The following is an 18,400-nucleotide window of genomic DNA, read 5'->3' as shown; positions in this document are numbered from 1 at the left end:
AGCCAACTGGGAAAAACCATGCGTATTCTCTTGATTGAAGACGACGAAGTTTTGACCAGTGCTTTAGTAGAATCGCTTCAACAGCAGCGCTACACTGTAGATACAGCGGACGATGGTCGCTTTGGGCTGGAGTACGCTGAAAGTGCTAGCTACGATTTGCTGTTAGTGGATGTAGGGCTACCTCGGCTAGACGGGATTAGTCTGTGCCGGGAACTGCGCGATCGCAACTACACTACGCCGATCTTACTCATGACCGCTAAAGACGCTGCCGACGAAAAGATTCGCGGTCTGGACGCTGGTGCTGATGACTATTTGACCAAACCCTTAGACATCAATGAGCTGCATGCTCGTTTACGTGCTTTACTGCGCCGAGGTGAGGTCTCTCCTACTTCGATACTGGAGATGGGCCAACTACACCTTGATCCCGTGAGTTGCGAAGTTACCTATGCCGATGCGCCGCTAAAGCTGACGCCAAAGGAGTACAGCTTATTGGAGCTATTTTTGCGTAATCCAAGTCGCGTCTTTAGCCGGAGCCACATTATTGAACATCTTTGGACGTTTGATGATCCGCCGTTAGAAGACAGTGTGAAAGCCCACGTCAAAGGCCTACGACGACGGCTAAAGCAAGCAGGTGCTGATGGCTGGATCGAGAATGTGTATGGTATGGGCTATAAGCTGAGCCCTAAGATTGACTATGAGGCGATCGCCGCTCAGAAAAATCTCGATTCTCCTGCTATATCTGAAGACAAGGCTGATAAAGTCAAGGCTGAAGTAGCTAAGACCCAAACAACTGAACGTGCATCTGAGCCAACTGAATCAGCTGTAGAACAACAATTTCAGCAGGCAATGGCAGCACTATGGCAGCAGCATCATGATACTCTACGCGATCGCCTGAGCCTGCTACAGCAAGCAGAAGCTGCGCTTAGGCAAAACACCCTTACTGATATCCTCCAACAGTCTGCGGCTCAAGCAGCCCATAAACTTGCTGGCGTACTTGGGATGTTTGGTTCTGAGCGAGGTACGCAAATTGCTAGATCTTTGGAAGATCTCCTTTCACATCCAGAAGGTCTATCAAGCGGTCTCGCAACTATCACTACAGATTCTCGGCTCACACCTCAAACGCTCTCTTCTTTAGTTACTCAACTAACTGATATCCTGGCTAGTACAGAACAATCTCTACAGAGCACGCACTCACCTTTCCCATCATCTTCCTCTAGGCCCACTCTGCTTGCAGTAGACGACGATCCTATTCTCCTGGGCACCTTATCTCCTCTACTTGAACCCTGGGGTTTTTCTATTACTACCTTGGCCGACTCTACCAAGTTCTGGCAAACTTTGACTAAGGTAGATCCGGACCTATTAATTCTCGATATTGAAATGCCTGGTCCTGATGGCATTGAGCTTTGCCATGCGGTGCGAAATGATCCTCGTGATGGTGGCCATTGGCAAAGCCTACCTATTCTTTTTCTCACAGCTAGAGAGAATGCGGCGGCTGAAGTTTTCGCTGCTGGAGCGGATGATTATGTTGTCAAGCCGATTGTCGGCCCAGAGCTGATTACTCGTATCAACAATCGATTAGAGCGTGCCCGATTGCTAAAGAGGCTATCTAGTCGCGATGCGCAAACTGGATTAGTCAATCAGGTTCAGTCTCAGCAGGACTTTCAAAGCTTGATCAGACAAGGGCGAGTGTTTACCTTTGTGTTGCTGCGGGTGGTGAATCTAGCGCAAATCAATCTAGCCTATGGGCATAGCGCCGGACATCATGTGCTAAAAGCTTGGGGCAATGCAATCGCTGCTCACTTGTCGGGGGCGATCGCCAGCTATTGGGGGAACGGAGAGTTTGTTGTCGGCCTACCTGAGATTACGGGTCCTGAAGTAGAAAATAAGCTAGCACCACTGCTAAAGACCTTTCGCCAACAGGTGTTTACGGCCTCTGAAGTCGCCGATACAAAGACTACGCTACCAGATTCAAACAATCGGTTTCAGCCCCTGTATGCGGTTGGTACTGCGACTTTTCCAGAGCAGAACACAAGCTTACATGATATGTACCAAACAGCTTATGCCAACTTGAAATAGAGTAGACCTTGCTCTACCACCTTCATCCTGAACTTGGCTCTATTACTTTTACTTTGGACCTGTACAGGTCGGTTCTAGCTACTTCATGCGTTCCGTGAGATGTTCTCCGACTCGCAGGGCATTTGCCATCACTGTTAAGGCTGGGCTGACGCTGGCGCATGAGGGGAAGAAGCTACTGTCGACAACATAAAGATTATCAATTTCGTGAGTGCGACAGTTGAGATCTAGTACAGAAGTAGCTGGATCTGTGCCCATACGAGCGGTACCACACTGATAACCTGTGACTTGGACTGGTGTTTCACCGCGTGGATAGACGGTGCTTTGTCGTAGACCCTGACCAGTGTTTTCAAGGTCTTTGAGTACGCCCATCCAGCGATAGACGAGACGGTCGTGTGCTTCTAGGTTGTTTGGTGTGAATTCGTAGCGGAGCTTTTTCTTAGGTCGACCATAGCGAGAAAGAGTTTGCCAGTAAACACGATTGTTAGGGTCTGGTAGTACGCTCGTTTGGGCCCACCAGCCGATTGAACGCTTGGCTAGGCGATTGAGGCCGGCATCGGGTAGGAATCTGGCTAGGACTGAAAGCAATGGAGGAGATTCTGCAAAGATAAGATCTTGAAGCAGGCCGCCGCTATTCTCAATATGGCCCAATGGATAGTCAAAGTCGCGCAGGTCACTCCAATAAAAATCGTTGACGCTGACGCTGGGCATGAATGTGCCATCGTTTTTAACTGAGTCTCGTTCTACGATGACGGTCATCAAGTGCTTCATTAGGTTTCGACCTAACTGATCGGAACTATTGGCTAGTCCATGAGGATGCTTGTCGTTCGCAGAGTCAAGCATAATCGCGGCAGAGTTAACTGCGCCACAGGCAAGAACAACAATATCCGCCCTAAACAAGATTGAGTGGTCACCAATTTCTACTTCTACGGCTTTGACTTCAGTTCCAGTAGGGTTGGTATGTAAACTGACGACTCTAGCAGACGTTTTTAGAGTGACGTTGTCATGTTTGATGGCTAAATCAATACCAAAGACTTCTGAGTCTCCGGTGGGGTCATCTTTTTGACCGGTGAGGCTGATAGGTAGTGAGGTAGGTGAAAGCCCTTCTCCTTTGAGTAGCTCAACGCTAGGTGAAATGATCGATGGATGTTCTACGGCTGGATAAGGATAGGCCTTGCTATGTTTAGGTTCGGTGGGGTCGGCTTGCTGGTCGCCATGGACATGGTATAGATGTTCGGCCTCTGTGTAGTAAGGCTCCCAGTCTACGTATTTGATCGGCCATTCGGGGGCAATACCGTCCTGGTAGGGGACAGCTTCAAAGTCTTGTTCGCGCATCCGCATCAGGGTGGCATTGTAGATTTTGGTATTGCCACCGACTGCGTAGTTCATTTGGGGTGAAAAGGGTTCGCCTTCGTGGTCGTACCATTGTTCTGGTGAGCGATATCGGCCTTTTTGAAAGACGTCTACGTCAGCTCGGTTTTGTTCTTCTAGGGCCATGCGATCGCCCCGCTCTAGAATCAAAATCTGCTTACCGGTCGGTGCTAGCTTTTGAGCTAGCGTCCCACCTCCTGCGCCAGTCCCTACGATAATGATGTCGTAATGTTGATCGTCGATAATCATTCGCTACTGCCAGACGTAAATCAAAATAAACAACAAAATCCAAATCACATCGACAAAGTGCCAGAACCACGATGTCGCTTCTACGCCAAACTCTCCTTCTTCGTAATTGTTAGGGATAAAAGAGCGGCCCAGCATGATGCCTTGAAGCAATACGCCTGTAAAAACATGTAGTCCGTGAAAGCCAGTGAGTAGGTAGAACATGCCACCGAATACACCCGAGGTAAAGCCAAACGGCAGACCCATCCACTCTACAGCTTGGCCATAGAGGAAAAAGCTACCCATCGCCATCGTCAGCAGCCAGAAGATGCGAAAGCCCCAGAGGTTGTCTTTGTGTAGAAAGCGCTCAGCAAAGTAGATGACAAAGCTACTAGAAACTAGCACAGCTGTATTGATTAGCGGCTCACGAACCTCTAGTCCTTCAAACCCCGTAGGTAGCCAGTCACCGGCATTGGTTTTAAAGACGATGTAGCCAACGAAAAAGCTGAAGAAGATAACGCTTTCTGACAGTAAGAAAACAACAAAACCAAATAAACGATGGTCTTCGTGTTCTTCTTCATGGCTCTCTAGAGCGGCTGACTTTGTATTCAAGGTTGAATCCATGCTAGTTGTACTCATGAGTTGGTTTCCCCTGCTAGATTCGCAATGGGCGTTCTTTTAGATTCTTCGCCAGAGGTGCCTCCAGGATTATTCGACACTAGCGGTTCATCGCTGCCATAACCGTATGGTGGAGAGACAATTATGGGAATCTCTTCAAAGTTCTCATGTGGTGGCGGCGAAGAGACTAGCCACTCTAGCCCAATTGCCCGCCAGGGATTGTCTCCGGCCTTATCGCCTTGGGTCCAGGAACTGAGCATATTGAGAATAAAGGGCAACGTCGAAACCCCCAGCAGAAATCCACCTAGGCTCGCAATTACATTCAAAGAGGCAAACTCAGGATCGTAAGAAGCTACGCGTCTTGGCATTCCCATCAGGCCGAGCGGATGCATGGGAAGAAAGATCAAGTTGATGCCAATGAAGGTGAGCGCAAAATGTAGCTTGCCTAAACCCTCGTAATACATCCGTCCGGTCATCTTAGGGAACCAGTGATAGATTGCTGCATAGAAGCCCATCACCACCGCGCCGTTGATGACGTAGTGAAAGTGCCCGACGACAAAGTAGGTGTTGTTGACATGAATATCAAACGGCGCTGAAGAGAGCATGATGCCAGTGATGCCCGCAAATAAGAACGTCGTCAGACCACCTAGGGCGAAAAGCATGGCGCTAGTGAGTCGCAGCTTGCCGCCCCACACCGTTGCTACCCAGGCAAATACCTTGATCCCCGTAGGCACAGAGATTGCCATGGTTGTAAACATGAATAACATCCGCATCCAACCAGGCGTACCGCTAGCAAACATGTGGTGAACCCAGACGATCAGACTCAGTATGGTAATCAGCACAGAAGAGATAGCGACGACTCGATACCCAAAGAGTGGCTTACGGGCATAGACTGGAAAGACTTCTGAAAATACGCCAAAGATGGGCAAAATGATTACATAGACGGCCGGGTGAGAGTAGAACCAGAAAAAGTGCTGGTATAGAACCGGGTCGCCGCCCTTGGTTGGATCGAAGAAGCTAGTGCCTACGGTCAGATCGAGCAGCAGCATGACTGCACCTGCGGTGAGCGCGGGCAGTCCAATTAACTGAATCATCTGAGCGGAGAAGACCGTCCAGCAAAAAGCTGGCATCTGAAACCATCCCATACCCGGTGCGCGCATTCTAATGATGGTGGTGACGATATTGACTGCCCCCATAATCGAAGAGACGCCTGAGAGAGCGACGGCCAATAGCCATAGCGCCTGACCGTTGATCAAATTGCCAGTAGGATTCTGCAGGCTGACAGGCGGATAGGCCCACCAGCCAGACTGAGAAGGGCCACCAGGAATGAAGAAGCTGGCGGTCAAGATCACGCCAAAAACGGGCACTAGCCAAAAAGCAGCGGCATTCAACCGGGGAAAGGCCATATCTCTAGCACCAATCATCAGCGGCACAAGATAGTTGGCCAGCCCGTTCAGCATCGGGAAGGTCCACATGAACAGCATGATCGTGCCGTGCATGGTGAAGAGTCCGTTGTAGACGGTGCGATCGACCAAGTCAGCTGGGGGAGTGATTAGCTCGCCGCGCATGATCATTGCTAGCAGACCGCCAAACAGAAAGAAAATGAAGGCGGTAACAATGTACTGAATACCGATGACTTTGTGATCGGTGCTGAAGCTAAAGAATCTACGCCAGTTGTTCGGGGCGCCTGGTTCGGGGGTGGGGGTTTGTTGCTCTGATGGCCTAGCCTCCAGTGATACGTTACTCATAGGGATCCTTCTCTGAACTGGTGTGGTTGACGATGGGCGCGGGCGCGGGTTTGACGGTGGCCCAACCGAGGCTGATGGTGCCTTGTTCGGCCTGTGAAAATTCTTCGTAGGCAATATTCTCAGCGGCTTGCGGCGGATTCTGAGCGATCGCACCTAGCCACTGCTGATACTCTTCTTCTGATTCCACCACCACATTAGTTTGGTTCGAGGCAAAATAAGTACCGCTATATTCGGAGTCGCGCAGTCGATAGCGACCTGCTCGAATCGGCGTCAGGGCAAAGTCAATTTCTTTACCAGGAACGATATCTTGCTTTACTCGAAAGGCAGGAACGTAGAAGCCATGTAGTACATCATCTGAGGTGAGCTTAAACCTAGCCCTTTGGTTAAGCGGTAAGTGTAGCTCGGTGCTACTGACATTTTGATCGGGATAGTAAAACTCCCAAGACCATTGGCGAGAATGAACTTCAATCGGCGCAGGATTATCAGTGGGCGAGATATCTCCGGGCACGGGCTTTCTTGGTTCTCCGGGCACGGTATCTACGGTTGCCATTACCTTTGGGGCAATAGTGCCCAGGATGCTCATTTGGTCATAAGTCTTGTAGCTGACCGTGCCAATCCAAATAATCAGCATGATCGGAACCGCAGTCCAAATCACCTCTAGCTTGACGTTGCCCTCGATTGGCGGACCGTCACTGTTGTCGTATTTGGCCGCTCGCTGAAAAATCATTGAATAGAGCAGCGTACCGACAACGCCAATAAAAATGAAAGTGCCAACTGCCGTCATAAAGCTAAATAGCTTATCAACTAGCACCGCTTCTGAGGAAGCCTGTGGCGGCAGCCATTTGTAAGCCTCTTGACCCATCCAGACGCTAATGGCAAAGTTACCTGCCGCTAAGCTAGCGAGCCCTAGGATCCGACGGCGATTTAGGACTCTCCCTAAGTTTCTCGTTCTAGGTTCAGGGGTTTGGCTAGTTCCGTCGTTAGTATTCACGTAACCTCTAGACTTGTTTGCTTCTGCTTGTCAGCTAATTTTTATTAGGCTAATCGGTTTAAAGGGTTTCTGGCTCTAATCTTTTGATTATTCATTTTTGAAGTTTTAATCTTCGGTTCAAGTTGTTTTGGCTTGTTTTGACCGGATTGTTTAGGCTGTACCTATCTAGCTCCAATTCGCGAGCTCCCCTTAGGGCGCATCAGTCTTTGGGGCCAAGCTCTCTGGTTCCAATCTTGGGTGGCTTGGTCAACGCCTCATCGGCGAGGTTTTTATCTATGCTGTTGGGATCTAGTCCGGCGCGAATCAGCCGATCGGCAGTGATATGAACACCAAAGTCGCTCCCTAAATGCGCACCCAAAGTGCCCTGTGCAAACATGAGTCCAAAGATCAGCAGCCCAGAGACTAAATAGCTCCATTCCACCTGCCTGGCTCTATCTTCTCGCCATAGATAGCGCTGGAACCCACGCCAAACGGTCATACCGACAATTAGTGCCAATAGCAACACACCGCCTAAGCCGTGCCATACCATCGTGTCGGTGGCGTTTAGTCCCCAGGGACTGAGCACATCCTCTGGTGGTTCAGCTAGGAGAATTTCGTAAAAGCCAGCGGCAACTGTAAAGAAAGTGATGATTGCCGCTGCAACCATATTGAACCAGCCTACGTCGTAGAGTCCGGCGCTAGTAACAGGAATCGCTAGAAACTTGAAGATGGGTTTTTCTAGGGGGTAGAGCGCTGCGACAATATCGAAGGCGATCGCCACAATAAATAGACCCAACGTCAAATGCACCAGATTAGGATGAATCGGAATCCCATAGGGCAGACCATTCCCTTCTAATAGAAGTGGCATCGGGAAGCGTAATCCAAGATCAAACATTACTTTACTAGCCCTGCTCGCGCTGCTTCTACGACTGCCTCGGTATGCAGACCATAGACCCATACCAGCTTGTCACCCAAGTAAACCTGGTAGAGCACAATCACTGTTAGCACTGCGTTCATGCCGATGTAGGCTGCCGGCAGTTTTCCAGGTGAGTTTAACCGAATGATGTAACGCCAACCCGTGATGGCCGCCAAAATGCCGGAGAGTGACCAGCCGAGTAGCGTATGCAAATTCAGATCCCCAGCGGCTGCGGCATAAGGCATAGATAACCCTGCTTCTACTTGCCCAAACACGATGGCAATGAATATAGAGATAGTGGCAAAGACCATATTCCACCAACCTGCTTCATGCAGCCGAGGATTCTTGGTGAAATAGCCGATTCCATCGCAGACGACGGCAAATAGCACCATTGCGATCACAAAATGCACCACAATCGGATGAATCGTATCGGGGTAGGGCAAGTTATGGTTATTTAGCGGAGGAAGTAAATTTTCGAACACAACCTTTCTTCTAAAAAACAGCGGAGCATAGGTACTAGTTTGCGTAAACTAACTCGTTTATGCAACTAGGTGAAGACAGGCGATAGGCGATCTGGACGGAAGCCCTATTTCACTTACGAACCTTAGTCCAAATAAATATAAACAGCCTGATGATTGACTATTTCTCGACCTAACCAAGCAACCTCTATGTAGCGACCTCTATGTATCTCTATGTATAGAGTAGATCTATCAAAGGTAGACCTATCTAGGAGTATCGCGTTAAACAATTAGTGCAATAGAATTCTAACGCTCAAATCAAGATAAGTTGTGGAATTTTATACCTTTTTCGATTAGCTCGATAGCTTACTATTTTCCCTAGCTGTTCTATTGAAATTTCTCTAGTCAACTGCGGAGCGAACAAAGTCAAACGCTATGCTTTTCGAGCTTGGCTTAAAGCTCTATGGTTTATACCCTATGGCTTTGTATCGCTTTAATCTATATTTGAACTCTATATTTTATCTATATCGCTTTGATCAAAGTTCTCCGAGGTACTTGGTACAGATCTGGCGAAAGTCATCACCGCGAACTTCAAAGTTGAGATATTGATCAAAGCTGGCACAGGCAGGAGAGAGGAGAACGGTTTTAATAGGCTGTTTGTTTAATTCGGTACTCAGTTCAGTACTGCGAGCGACGGCGCGATCAATCGTTTGAACAATCTCGTAGTTGTGATAGTCAGCCTCTTCAAGTCTTTTGGCAAAGGGCCCAGCCGCGTCACCTACTAGCAGAACGGCCACTGCTTTTTCTTTGATGCGATCAATCCATATGGTATCGTCACCGTCTTTTTGAGCGCCGCCGGCGATTAATATGATCGGCTCTGCAACAGATCTGAGACCAACTTCGGCCGCGTCGTAGTTGGTGGCTTTGCTGTCGTTGATGAAATCTATCCCTCGCCAGGTGCAGATGTGCTCTAGACGATGGGAGACACCCGGAAAGCTGGCAACGCCTAAGGCGATCGCCCTTCGATCGATCCCCGCTAGTCTGGCTGCGGCTACGGCTAATAGTAAATTCTGCTGGTTGTGGGTACCAACCATCCGTAGCGCTTTGGTCTCTACGATCTGCTCGCCTTTATGGATCACCCAGCCATCTTCTATATAGGTGTCAACTACAATCGGCGCTAGCGCATCTTTACCCTCGATGCAGGTCCAGTGATGCCGAGAGGAGGAATGTTCTTGAGCTTTGCGCTGTAGCGTTAGATCGTCACCGTTGATAATCACCGATTGCGATCGCGCTAGGAGTGACGCCTTGATGCTGTAGTAATTCTCAACGGTCTTATGACGACTGAGGTGATCGGGTGTGAAAGTTGTCCAAATGCCAATCGTCGGTGCCAGGGAAGCTGATGCCTCAATCTGATAGCTGCTAAGTTCAGCAATCACCCAGTCGGGGGACTCTGTTAACGCTAGCTCGCAGGCCGCATAGCCAATATTGCCGCAGGCGGGCGCATTTAACCCGGCGGCCTTGAAAATAGCGGCTACTAGGGCCGTCGTTGTGGTTTTGCCATTTGTGCCAGTAATGCCGACCCAAGGCCGGTCGCGCAAGGCTCTCCAGGCAAGCTCCATTTCACCAAGGGTTTCAATCCCTAGCTTGCGAGCCGTCACTAAAGCGGGTGCATCCCAGGGTACGCCAGGGCTGACGACTAAGAGATCGAGCCCGCTGTCTTTAGCAACTTGAGGATCAAAAGCGTAGTTGAGTTTGACGGTGATGCCCTCATCTTTTAGCCGCCGAGCATCGGATTGATGCCGTTGAGCTGCGCCGCGATCACTTAGCGTTACCACATAGCCTTGACGAGCAAGAACCCGAGCGGCGGCAATTCCAGAACGGCCAAGACCAATAACGTGAGCGGTTTTCATGAAGGGACGTAGAATGAACGATGAATAGATCGCTTGGTTCGATCAGTGCAGAAAACTCATAGCTGGAGTTAATTGGTCTTTAAGCAACCACTAAAAATTTGGTTAGCTTTTGACAATTTCTCCAAAGTCCGCTAGCACCCTGGCATGGTTACGCAAAAGACCTAGCAGGTTAAGTCGATTCTGACGAACCGCCGTCTCTTCAGCCATCACCATGACGCTGGTGTCGCCATCGAAGAAATTTGCTACCGTAGGCGCTGCCTGCTCTAGTCCAGTGATGAGTTTGCTGTAATCACGCTCGGCTTGAGCTGCCTGAGTCTGTGGTAAAAGGGTTTGTAAACTGTCATAGAAGGCCTGCTCAGAAGGCTGCTCGAAAAGGGTGGGATCTACTATTCCTTCTGGGTCGAGGATGTCGGTATCCAACTCGCCTTTGACGGCTAGTTTGGCAGCGCGGTTGACAGTTTCGTAGAGGACGGCTAAACGCGCGTCGTTGCGAATGGATTGAAGGAAGGTAGCGCGATCGCGTACATCTAGCAAATCGGTCAGCGATCGCAGCTGATAGTGTTTATCTTGACCAAAGATCGCATTCACCAGATCGTAATCAATCTCTAGATTGTCTTGTAGCAGCGTTCGTATTCGCTGGTCAAAGAAATCTATCAACAGGGCCATGAGCGCGTCTGGATCTACGCCTTCTCGAGACGCGGCAAAGTCTTCTACAACCTGAGTCAAAACGGGATATAGCTTCAGTGGCAGGTCTGCATCCCAAACAATGGTAATTACAGCATTCGCTGCTCGCCGCAGCGCAAAGGGATCGCTAGAGCCTTTTGGCAATTTTCCAATACTAAAAATGCTCACGAGCGTATCGAGACGATCGGCAATACCGACGACTTGACCAATCAACGTTTGGGGCAGACTATCTCCTGCGCCCCTAGGTAGATAGTGTTCGTAGATGGCATCAGCGACGGCTGCGGGCTCACCGCTATTAGCCGCGTACTTTTGACCGATGTAGCCCTGTAATTCGGGAAATTCGCCCACCATCTGAGTCACTAAATCAGCCTTGCAAAGCTGGGCGGCGCGAATAGCCTGCTGCTTTTGCTTTGGGCTGAGGCCAAGCTGGTCGCTCAGCAAGCTAGTGACTTTTTCAATACGGCTGACTTTTTCACGAACGGACCCTAGCTGAGCTTCAAACGTGACGGTTTCAAGCTGGGGTAGGTAGTCAGCAAAGGGCTGCTTTTGGTCAGCGTCGAAGAAAAATTTACCATCAGCCAGACGGGCGCGAATCACCCGCTCGTTACCTTGAGTAATCAGAGCAGATTTGGCCGGATCGCCATTAGACACCGTAATGAAATAAGGCAACAGTTGATCAGTATCGGTGGAAGGCCGGACAGGAAAATAGCGCTGATGACTCTCCATCTCAGTGATCGTGACTTTGGAGGGCAGCGCTAGGAATTCCTCGTCAAATTTACCAATGATGGCAGTTGGCCATTCGACTAAATCGACCACTTCGGCTAATAGGTCTTCGTTAATCACTGCATGACCATCGACACTGCTAGCAACTTCGGCTACTTGATCGAGAATAATGGTCTTTCGTTCGAGGGGATCAACCGTGACATAAGCACTTTTGAGCGCACTGACATAGTCTTGGGCGTTGTCTAGGCTGACTTTTTCTGGGTGGAGGACACGGTGGCCAGTGGTGGTGCGATCGCTCTGACATACCTCAGATCCATTTTCTAAGCTCACGGGTATCAGCTGGGTATCTAATAGCGTTACGAGCGAACGAATCGGACGCGGGAAGCGTAGGTCGCCGTCTCCCCATCGCATAAACCGACTGCCCTCTAGCCCTAGCACCCACTCTGGCACCATGGCTTGGAGGAGTTCAGCTGTCTGGCGACCAGGGATCGTTTGCCGCACAAATACAAACTCGCCTTTATCCGTATTGCGCACTTCTAGCTGGTCAACACTTACCCCTTTAGAAGCGGCAAATCCCGTTGCGGCTTTGGTTGGCTTACCGCCTTTATAGGCAGCTTTAGCGGGTGGACCTTTGGCTTCTTCTTCGCGGGTAGGCTGGCGCTCGGGCAATTCGTGGATTAATACGGCCAGACGGCGGGGGGTAGCGTAGAATTCAATCTGCCCGCTCTCGATAAACTGCTGGCTTAAATCAGTTGGAATTTTACTTTTCCATTGGGCGATCGCCTCGCTGACAAAACTGGCCGGGAGTTCTTCGGTACCGACTTCTAATAGAAAAGTTGCCATGAGCGTGCGGGCAAGGTGGAAAGCGTTTTTATTATTGCAGAAGGTTGGCAGGTTATGGCTAACGTTTGCGGGTGCTCTACGCTATGCTCATTCCACTGCAACTAAGACGATGAGGCTAGTTAATCGTTACACTGACCAATGTGAAAACGTCTCAATCTTTTTAACTATCAGCGCTATGTCTGTCTATGTCGTTCTGTTTAATGCGCGTACCGAAAATGAAGGAATCCATTCCTTAGAAATGGAAGGACGCCAGCTAGTACTGATGTTTGAAGTAGAAGATGACGCCACTCGCTTCGCGGTCATGCTAGAAGCACAAGACTTTCCGTCGGCCTCGGTTGAGGCCTTTGAGTCAGAGGAGATTGAAGAGTTCTGTGAAAGCGCAGGCTATGAGGCGGTGCTTGTAGAAGATGGCACGCTGCTAATGCCCCCCGAAAAAATGGTCGAAGAAACAACCTGGAATCCAGACGCGGATCCCGATAAGATTGCCCGTGCCAAGCTAGAAGAAACCGCAAAGGGGAGCTTTCAAGATACTTCATCGAATGAAATGGACCGAATTCGAGCTCAGCTAGAAAAACTGCTATAGGTGAACTGCGATGAGTGATACGAAAGACCGTGGGCATTTGCTGACAGAGCAAAACAATCCCGATAGCAGCAATTTGGATCAGCTCTCCACGCTCGAAATGGTGGACGTATTCAACAGAGAAGACCAAAAGACTGTAGATGCGATCGCTCATGCTAGGACTCATCTTGCCCAGGCGATTAACCTTGCAGCCGCATCTATGAGAGAAGGGGGCAGACTTTTCTATGTGGGTGCAGGCACTAGTGGCAGACTAGGGGTCCTCGATGCGGCAGAATGTCCCCCTACCTTTTGCACGCCGCCTGAGCTGGTACAAGGTATCATTGCAGGCGGCGCAGCGGCACTACTGCGTAGCTCTGAAGCGCTAGAGGACGAGGAGGAGTCGGGCGCGAAAGCTTTGATTGATCACCGGGTAACTAAGCGCGATGTGGTGGTTGGAATTACAGCAGGCGGAACCACCCCCTACGTACAAGGAGCGCTGAAAGCGGCTAGGCAGTGCGGAGCAAGTACAATTTTTATGGCTTGCGTTCCAGCAGAGCAAGTGTCGATAGAGGCAGATGTAGATATTCGCCTGATTGTAGGGCCGGAGGTGCTCGCTGGTTCAACCAGGCTGAAAGCGGGAACAGTCACTAAGCTAGCGCTCAATATCCTATCGACTGGGGTAATGGTAAAACTGGGGAAAGTCTACGGTAATCGCATGGTAGATGTGGCGGTGACCAATAGTAAGTTGCGCGATCGCGCTATTCGCATACTCTGTGATTTGACTGAGCTGGATCGCGATCAGGCAAGCAATCTGTTAGACCGAAGCGATCTTCAGGTGAAAGTGGCACTGGTGATGCACTTAGCAAGTGTGGAGAAGGAGAAGGCAACGGCAGTGCTAGCAGCAGCAGATGGTGATTTGCGAACAGCCTTGGAGCAGGCTGGCAACTAAAGATTGGCCAATCTAACTGGCTTAAAGCAGATTGGAAAGCAGATCAGATGGACTGACTGGCGCTGGCTGGACGTAGAGCCAGATTTCCTAATGCATCATAATGTTCTCTTACACTGTGGCATTCTCTTTACTTCAACGCATGCTAGGAATAGTCGTTCATACCCATTTCTGCGGCAAGCTGAATCATGTACGCTACTAGACCCGTCCATCCTGTTTGGTGAGAAGCGCCTAAACCTGCACCATCATCTCCATTGAAATACTCGTAGAACAAGATATAGTCGCGCCAGTGTGGATCGCTTTGAAATTTTTCTATTCCTCCATAGACAGGACGCTGGTTTGCTTCGTTCTTCAAGAAGGTTTTAACCATGCGCTTGCCTAATAAGATCGAAACTTCCTTTAGATTTTTTTCTTCTTTAGAGCCTGTTGGAAACTCGATTCTAAAGTCATCTCCTAGGTAGTCATAGAAGTTATTTAGCGCTTCTAGTAGAAGATAGTTGATAGGAAACCAAATCGGTCCTCGCCAGTTGGAATTTCCACCAAATAATCCAGAGTTAGACTCGGCTGGTTGATAGCGTACGCAGTGCTCTTCGTCGTTTGCATGAAGAGTGAATGGTTGCTCTTGATGAAACTTGGACACAGAGCGAATGCCATAAGGTCCTAGAAATTCATCTTCATCGAGCATGTACTCTAAGAGGCGTCGTAGTTTGTTTTTTCCACCATCTGTATGAGAAGTTGCATAGCAAAGTGCCAATAACCTTTTCGCACCCACACCTGCAGTCTCCATACAGGCAACGTTCTTTTTTAGGTCTGAGCGATTATCAATAAACCACTGCAATCTTCTTTCAAAGCCAGGTAGCTTCTCCAATGTCTCAGGTGTGATAGGGACAACCCCAAGCAGTGGGATTAGGCCGACAAGCGATCGCACTTTCATCAATTGACGAGTGCCGTCTGCAAAGCTGATTGCGTCATAGAAGAAACCGTCTTCTTCATCCCATAAAGAAACTCCACCAACTTGATTCATCGCATCGGCAATATACAAAAAATGTTCAAAGAATTTGCTAGCAGTATCTTCGTAGGGCGATCTATCGACTGCTAGTTCGAGTGCGATAGTCAGCATTCCTAGGCAGTACATGCCCATCCATGAGGTTGCATCTGCCTGTTCTAAAGACCCTTCAACTGGTAGTCCTTTTGAGCGATCAAAGACACCGATATTGTCCATTCCCAAGAAACCCCCTTGGAAAACGTTCTTTCCTTCAGCATCTTCTCGATTTACCCACCAGGTAAAGTTCAACAGTAGCTTTTGAAAGATCCTTTCTAGAAAGTCTTTATCTTGACGATTCCAGTATTTTTGCTCTATTTGATAAATCTGCCATGCACCCCACGCCTGCACTGGCGGCGTGACATCGTTGAAGTCCCATTCGTAGGCCGGGATCTGTCCATTGGGATGCATATACCACTCTCTAGTCAGCCGAGAAAGCTGAAACTTGGCATATTCTGGGTCGATGACTGCGAGTGGAACCAGATGAAAAGCTAGATCCCAAGAAGCATACCAGGGATATTCCCACTTATCTGGCATAGAGATAATATCGTCGTTGAACAGGTGCGTCCATTCACTGTTTCTGATCTTTTTTCGCCCGGCAGGTGGCTTTAGCTGCGTAGGATCGCCTTTCAACCAGTCTTCAATCACGTAGTAATAAAACTGTTTTGTCCACAGCAAACCAGCAAACGCTTGTCGCTGTATGTTGCGTTCATCGTCAGATATATTGGGTGGTGCAAAGCTTTGATAGAATTCGTCTGCTTCTTGCTTTCGCTGCGCGATGATCTGGGCTGCTGCTCCAAAAGGATCTGCCAAAGTATTCGAGTTAGAAAGTCTAAGCATGATACTACGACTCTCATTTGACGGAATCGTCAGCCGGTAGTGAGCAGAGAATTTTGTACCGATTTCATCTGGATTTACCGCTGCTTTGTTGCCTTCAACAATATAGTTATTAATGCCATCTTTCACATAGGGAGATGTATTTGGCTGCTGGTATAGGTGCTGAAGGTTCGTTTCGTTGTCTGTGAACAGTCGCTCAGGCTGAGCTTCGCAATAAAGCCACCTTTGGCCTAGTGTGGCATGGCTCGCTTCAACGATACTGTAATCCCCTTCGAGTGAGCTTTTGTTGGAGTAGACTTTGAGCTGAGGCTTGGGCTCATCTTCTGCCCACGACCAAGTATTGCGAAACCAAAGGGTAGGTAATAGGTGTAACGGTTTTTCTGCTTCGCCCCGGTTGTAGGCGGTGACTTTTATCAGAATGTCTTCCGCGTCACATTTTGCATATTCAACAAAGATATCGAAATAGCGATCGCCTTCAAAGATTCCGGTATCCAACAGTTCGTATTCAGGATCGTCGTATCCCCGCCGTTGATTTTCTTCTACTAGCTCTTGGTAGGGATACGCCGCCTGAGGATACTTATACAGATACTTCATGTACGAGTGAGTCGGCGTATTATCTAGATAAAAGTAATACTCTTTGACGTCTTCTCCATGGTTGCCCTGCGTACTGGTTAGGCCAAACATTTTCTCTTTGAGAATGGGGTCTTGCTCATTCCAAAAAGCCATTGCAAAGCAGAGCCGCTGGTGATTGTCACAAATGCCAGCAATTCCATCTTCTCCCCAGCGATAGGCACGGCTTAGCGATTGTTCGTGAGTGAAATAGTCCCAGGCGGAGCCGTCGGCGCTGTAGTCTTCGCGTACGGTGCCCCACTGACGCTCACTCACATATGGCCCCCAACGTGTCCAGTAGGCAGTACGATTACGGCTCTCTTGCAATCTCTCTTTCTCAGGAGTCATAATCTTAGGAGTCATAAGAACATACCAACAGAATTTCTCTGTTGTCTAGGTGGGATCGACCATCTCGTTTTCTAAACCGAAGATAATTAATATTGTACCAAAGCTCTCAAAAGATATCTAAATGTAGAGTGAGAGAAAGCAACAATTTCTTATCTGTTACTCATCTTATTTGTTACTCATCTAGTTTTATCAGGTCTGCTATTCGGTTATATCCAGCAGCGAAGGAGCTAATATGTAGTATCCTATTGATACCGTTTTAGAAAGCCGTGTTTGAAGCTGTGGATTTTGAAGTGGTGGATATAGGATGAAGGTAAGGGGCTAACTTCGATATGAAACCTTTTTCCTGTGCAATCGCTAATAGAGACGCTGGAGAAGATCTGATTGGTACAGCCGGACACTACCAAACCTATGTTTTAATTGAATGTCCTTTACCTTGGGCGGCAAACGCGTTTGAGTCAAAGAGCATCCCAGCTACGCTTTGCAAATATGTCAACGCAATGACAGCCGAACGGTCTGTTCGATTTCTAGCGATCAACCGTGGCACTCTTGATGCAAAGGCTTCAATAACTCTGTTGGTATACGAGAGGGCTGTTTTCTCTGGCTTGGTGGCTGACGACTCTGTTAACACCGAGGTAATCGCCGGCTATCAAGGATACGAGTTTCAAGTTGATAATCTAACGCAGGCGATCGACTGTCTGGAATCGCATTGGCAAGGTCGTCTTGTTGGTCAATCCATCATTCAAAAAGATATTCTCATCTGTACCCATGGGATGAGAGATAGTTGCTGTGCTCGCTTTGGCCAACCCCTATTTAGAGAGGCTATGCGCAGCGCCAGCGAAGATAAATTACCAAACGCCCGTGTGTGGAGAGTCAGCCACATTGGAGGACATCGACTAGCTCCTACGGCGATTTCTTTACCCGATGGTCGATACTATGGGCGGCTAACGCTTGCGGCACTGAAGGCAATTGTCACTCGCCGTGGTTCGATTGAGCAGCTTCGCTCGGTATATCGAGGTTGGGGATTACTGCCTGAACCACTTCAGGTGCTAGAACGCCAGCTCATGCTTCAACAGGGCTGGTCGTGGTTTGATAGCAAGGTGACGTATCGGATACTTGCAGATCGGATGTGTAAGCAGCGAAGCCAGTCTTCTGAGCAAAATTTACACACGCTCTCTGTTGATTTCTCTGTTGTTTCTAGTATCAGTCAGCCAGTAGAGACTCAGGTAGAGACGATAGCGGATTGTCAGAGCCAAGCTTCGATCTCTCAGAGCCAAACTTATCGAGCCGAGCTGGTTCAGGACCCTCAAAAAACAGTCTGTACGAAGGCTTCGTGTAGTAGTGATGTTGCGAAGCCTTTTGTGAAATACGCCGTGACCCAGTGCGCGCTGATAAGCCAGCCGCAATCAGCGGCAGATTCCATAGCCGCAGTAGAAAAACCCTGCGTTCTATAGCTAGCCGGTACAGAACATCCCGAAGCATCTGGTATCCATAATAGAGACAGATCGAATCATGGGTTGAGG

13 protein-coding genes are annotated in these 18,400 nt (G+C 49.0%); 4 read left to right on the top strand and 9 right to left on the bottom strand.

Features of this window, described 5'->3' with window-relative positions:
• Positions 1 to 18: 18 nt before the first annotated feature.
• Entirely contained in the window at positions 19 to 2,076 is a 2,058-nt protein-coding gene (locus S7335_RS14925; protein ID WP_006455504.1) for a response regulator, read from the top strand.
• 78 nt (positions 2,077 to 2,154) lie between these two features.
• Here S7335_RS14925 and S7335_RS14920 read toward each other — a convergent pair whose 3' ends face one another.
• The 8 genes from S7335_RS14920 to glyS form a co-directional block, all read right to left on the bottom strand.
• A complete protein-coding gene (locus tag S7335_RS14920; RefSeq protein ID WP_006454683.1) occupies positions 2,155 to 3,693 on the bottom strand; it encodes a GMC oxidoreductase in 1,539 nt (512 codons plus the stop codon).
• 3 nt (positions 3,694 to 3,696) lie between these two features.
• On the bottom strand, positions 3,697 to 4,308 hold the full coding sequence (locus S7335_RS14915; protein ID WP_038016307.1) for a heme-copper oxidase subunit III: 612 nt from the start codon (positions 4,306 to 4,308) through the stop codon (positions 3,697 to 3,699).
• On the bottom strand, positions 4,305 to 6,035 hold the full coding sequence (ctaD, locus tag S7335_RS14910) for a cytochrome c oxidase subunit I (RefSeq protein WP_006454366.1): 1,731 nt from the start codon (positions 6,033 to 6,035) through the stop codon (positions 4,305 to 4,307). The genes S7335_RS14915 and ctaD overlap by 4 nt, the downstream gene beginning before the upstream one ends.
• Complete coding sequence (locus S7335_RS14905; protein WP_006455647.1) at positions 6,028 to 7,026, bottom strand: cytochrome c oxidase subunit II; 999 nt, start codon at positions 7,024 to 7,026, stop codon at positions 6,028 to 6,030. Before S7335_RS14905 ends, ctaD begins: the two co-directional genes overlap by 8 nt.
• Positions 7,027 to 7,225: 199 nt before the next feature.
• Positions 7,226 to 7,873 carry a DUF2231 domain-containing protein gene (locus tag S7335_RS14900; protein WP_006456043.1) on the bottom strand — a complete coding sequence of 216 codons (648 nt, stop codon included), beginning with the start codon at positions 7,871 to 7,873 and terminating at the stop codon, positions 7,226 to 7,228.
• A gap of 26 nt (positions 7,874 to 7,899) precedes the next feature.
• Positions 7,900 to 8,403, bottom strand: a complete 504-nt coding sequence (locus tag S7335_RS14895; RefSeq protein WP_006455118.1) for a DUF2231 domain-containing protein — start codon at positions 8,401 to 8,403, stop codon at positions 7,900 to 7,902.
• A 512-nt stretch (positions 8,404 to 8,915) separates the two neighbouring features.
• A complete protein-coding gene (murD, locus tag S7335_RS14890) occupies positions 8,916 to 10,289 on the bottom strand; it encodes a UDP-N-acetylmuramoyl-L-alanine--D-glutamate ligase (protein ID WP_006456530.1) in 1,374 nt (457 codons plus the stop codon).
• Between the two features lie 102 nt (positions 10,290 to 10,391).
• A complete protein-coding gene (gene glyS / locus S7335_RS14885; protein ID WP_006455742.1) occupies positions 10,392 to 12,539 on the bottom strand; it encodes a glycine--tRNA ligase subunit beta in 2,148 nt (715 codons plus the stop codon).
• Here glyS and S7335_RS14880 point away from each other — a divergent pair.
• Both S7335_RS14880 and murQ read left to right on the top strand, forming a co-directional pair.
• Entirely contained in the window at positions 12,538 to 13,122 is a 585-nt protein-coding gene (locus S7335_RS14880; RefSeq protein WP_227500006.1) for a DUF3110 domain-containing protein, read from the top strand. The genes glyS and S7335_RS14880 overlap by 2 nt on opposite strands.
• A 10-nt stretch (positions 13,123 to 13,132) precedes the next feature.
• The gene (murQ, locus tag S7335_RS14875) at positions 13,133 to 14,047 is read left to right on the top strand and encodes an N-acetylmuramic acid 6-phosphate etherase (RefSeq protein WP_006455092.1); all 915 of its coding nucleotides are present in this window, start codon (positions 13,133 to 13,135) and stop codon (positions 14,045 to 14,047) included.
• A 142-nt stretch (positions 14,048 to 14,189) separates the two neighbouring features.
• Here murQ and S7335_RS14870 read toward each other — a convergent pair whose 3' ends face one another.
• Positions 14,190 to 16,895: a glucosidase gene (locus tag S7335_RS14870; RefSeq protein WP_006455963.1), complete on the bottom strand. Its 2,706-nt coding sequence runs from the start codon at positions 16,893 to 16,895 to the stop codon at positions 14,190 to 14,192.
• A 314-nt stretch (positions 16,896 to 17,209) separates the two neighbouring features.
• On the opposite strand from S7335_RS14870, the gene S7335_RS14865 reads away from it, so the two are divergent.
• The gene (locus tag S7335_RS14865) at positions 17,210 to 18,331 is read left to right on the top strand and encodes a sucrase ferredoxin (protein WP_006454647.1); all 1,122 of its coding nucleotides are present in this window, start codon (positions 17,210 to 17,212) and stop codon (positions 18,329 to 18,331) included.
• The last annotated feature ends 69 nt before the right edge of the window (positions 18,332 to 18,400 follow it).

This window comes from Synechococcus sp. PCC 7335 (assembly GCF_000155595.1).
Classification (GTDB): domain Bacteria; phylum Cyanobacteriota; class Cyanobacteriia; order Phormidesmidales; family Phormidesmidaceae; genus Phormidesmis.
The sequence above is the reverse complement of the archived record's forward strand: the minus strand, read 5'-3'. Positions and strand labels throughout refer to the sequence as shown.